At 29.6% G+C, this 3,502-nt stretch carries 3 protein-coding genes; all 3 read right to left on the bottom strand.

What is annotated here, in order from left to right:
• Positions 1–676 (bottom strand): arginase (locus tag MR593_RS02500; protein WP_290686650.1); only part of this gene is annotated, 676 nt, incomplete at its 3' end.
• A gap of 102 nt (positions 677–778) precedes the next feature.
• Positions 779–1,837, bottom strand: coding sequence for a 5-methylcytosine-specific restriction endonuclease system specificity protein McrC (gene mcrC, locus MR593_RS02495; RefSeq protein WP_290686649.1), 1,059 nt, complete (start codon positions 1,835–1,837; stop codon positions 779–781).
• Between the two features lie 4 nt (positions 1,838–1,841).
• The gene (locus MR593_RS02490) at positions 1,842–3,395 is read right to left on the bottom strand and encodes an AAA family ATPase (RefSeq protein WP_290686648.1); all 1,554 of its coding nucleotides are present in this window, start codon (positions 3,393–3,395) and stop codon (positions 1,842–1,844) included.
• Positions 3,396–3,502: the final 107 nt, after the last annotated feature.

Below are 3,502 nucleotides of genomic sequence, written 5' to 3'. Positions count from 1 at the left end.
GCTCTGCTAGACTAATACCCTCTGGATTCCAGTCTCTTTCTTTTATATCTATATTTTTAAATTCAAATCCTGATTCATACACAAAGGCAAGAAACCTCTTATCTAGCCAAGGAGCGCTCCAGCATCCTGACCTACATATATGCACGATTTCACATGGATTGTCGCATTTTACTTGATTTAAGCTCAAGTAGTTTATATCGTAGTTTTTATTGATTTCCTCAAACTCCTCTGGATATTCGTTTGTATAAGGACCGTAAATTATATTTGCCTGGTTTATTTTACCTTCGTAAATTAATTTTCCAAGCCAGTCAGCACAGTTGACTTCAAATTTAAATGAATCTAAGCCTTCATATCCTAAATCAGAATGTGAATCAAATGAAAAAACCGAATCGACGGCTTGCTCTACAGCAATTTTATATGCATCTAAATGTGATTCCGTAAGTAGTATTTTTGTATTCGGTTTGAAATTTACATTTTGCTTTAATTTATCCCAAAATTCGTCGACCTCACCGCCCACATTCATATGTTTTGTGATGTCAATACCTCTATTTTTTTCTTCAAAATATTTTTTATACCAATGCTTGTATATATTTGTCTCGTTTTCTATATACGAACCATTCCATGTATTCATATAGTCCATAAAATAGTCCCAATCTATTGTTATCAGTGAACTCATAGTATCTCCCCCAAACCTTTTATTCACTTTAAATAAATTTGTTTAAATTATATTTATATTTTATATACCTTTTTGAAGAATTTTTCAACCATGATTTTCCTTTTACATCAGATCATCGGCTATTTTATTTAAGCTTTGAGCTATAAATTTAAACTCTGTATTTAAATCCAAAGTCTTCACCATTATTTTATTTCCACTCATCATATACTCACCATTTGGAATTACAGTTTCATCTGTTTTTGCGTATAAAAGCAGTCCAGATACATTCCCAGATTTATCTGTATCTCTGTTTTTTACATAGGTAAATATCTGGTATAAATTATTTGAGTGGATGGTTCTACTGTTGTAAATATCTATAGTCTGCATAGATTTTTCGTAGTATTTTGTATCTATAATCAAGATTTTATCCTTGCCTCTAAGAGTTATATCTGTCTTCATTTCCGGCAAAAATTGTTCTGATTCATCGTCTAGATTCCATTTTATCTTTGAAGCTCTCGGATGTAGATTTGGATAATGCTTTTGGTAGTATTTCAATACAAATTTTTCGTACAAGCTGTACATTTTCTTCTCACTAAAAAAACTAGCTAATCTGTATTCTCCATCATCAGTAGACAACAATAAATCATTTAAAACTAAATAACATATATTTATTATACCTGTATAACCTTTATTATTTCTGTTGTACTCAATATCGCTCCATCTTATTTTGTCTATTTCTATTAAATTCACATTTGAAAATAAAAACATCAGTTTTTTTAGATTTTTCTTATTTTTCTCGGATACATCCTTTGACAAAATTAAAACTTTGATAGTAATCTTGATTATACTGTTCAAATAATTATTTATAGACAATTTATCGTATTCACAATACAGCTTGTTCTTATTGCTCGCTCTTAGTTTTATACTCTCTTGTATATTTATCTTTCCCTTTAAGGTTTCTACTTCTGATTGTTCTTCTATATATTTTTTTATCATCCCTCGTTTCATTTGTTTAGAAACCATTTTAAATAAAATAACTGATAAAATATCACCTACATTTTCAAATTCTTCAACTGCGATATCCCTGTAATCATTTTGAATTAAATCTGTATATACATAAGACAACATGTAGTATATGTTCTTTATAAAAATACTTCTGTCCTTTATCATAGCTTGCACCACACAATCACTCGACTATATCTCTTAAGGCTTTTTCCCATTTTTCTAGTTTATCGTAGTCATCAAACCAGTACTCCTTCAAAAGCGGGATTATATCAAATTCAACGATTTCGTAAATATATTTATCTGTAAAATCACCACTTAGAAAGTAACTATGCCCTATACAAAATCCTTGGCCGAGAGAAAAATCCTCCGTTATATCCTCGTTCAACAGCTTTACTGTGCCTATTAATTTTGAAACTTTTTCATTATTTAAGCTCTCTATATAACTCAAAAATCTATCGTTTTCAAACGCAGGTTTCACATCAAAGAAACTAAATCTACGTCTAAGCGCGTAATCGATCATTGCAATACTTCTATCGGCAGTATTCATAATCCCGATTATATAGATATTTTGAGGAACACTAAACATCTCACCGCCATAAGCAAGTTCTATTTCCACGCCTCTATAGCTATTTTCTATAAGCATCATCAGCTCTCCAAATATTTTACTGATATTTCCCCTGTTGATTTCATCTATAATGAAAAAATATTTATCCTCTGGATTTTTTTCAGCTTTTTTACAAAAATTATAAAATACTCCGTACTTAAGCTCAAACCCATTTTCACAAGGCTTATATCCCATTATAAAATCTTCATAGGAATAATTTTGGTGGAATTGGACAAACTTAACTTTATCATCGTCCTTTGCTCCTAATATAGAATACGCCAGACGTCTAGATAAAAATGTCTTGCCCACACCAGGCGCTCCTTGAAGTATTATATTTTTCTTTCTATTTAAAATTCCAACTAAGATATTGTATTTATCTTCATCAATATAAACCTCTCTTAAAAAATCTTCTTTTGTATATTCATTACACTTCTCCTGTTTTTTATCATCTTGAGCAATATCTAAAATAGAATCAAAATTAATTTTACTTCCAATGTATATAATTTCCTCTGTAAGTAAATGCAGTCCCTTATCAGCGAAATTCATATTTCTAAACCTATCCATAGCTATTTTAACCAATTCCTGATCATCTTTTACAACTGTAAAAACCTCTTCACACATATCATAATAGGCTTGCAAAATCTCAAAGCTACCCCTCTTTTGAGAACTATCATACCCTATCTTATCTGCGAAGTTTTTAAACTTGCCCTCCTTATATATACAGTATTTCTCTGGAAATCTAAAAAACAAATAAGTGCTAATAGCGTTCAAATTCTGATAATGCGCATTCATTTTTTCATCTGCATACTGCTTTAATAAAATATCAGACGCATCTCTAAAAGAATCAATCCTTCTAGGTAAACTAATTGTCTCATTAAATAAATTTATAAACATTTCTCTAACTGTCTCAGGCTCTTTACTTGCAAAATACAAAACCATATTTTTAGGGAAAAAATTTCTAGAAGCTAATAACCTTTTGCTCTTAGATAGTGACTTAGACAACATATCGTAAAAATCTTCTGCATTTATATCCCAATTATCCTGAAAACACTTTATAGCCTTCAATTTATAAATTTCATCTAGCGAAATATTTTTTATATCTTTTTTATAATAACAAATTATTTTTTCCAATTTATCTATATCAAATTTCAATTAAACCACAACCATTGTATCTCTATTATTTTCTTTCATTCGCTTTTTATAACGTATAGAAATATATTAACATATTTATACATATT

Origin of the sequence: Intestinibacter sp., assembly GCF_022780145.1 — a bacterium.
GTDB lineage: Bacteria > Bacillota > Clostridia > Peptostreptococcales > Peptostreptococcaceae > Intestinibacter.
This window is presented reverse-complemented; position numbering and strand designations above follow the sequence as displayed.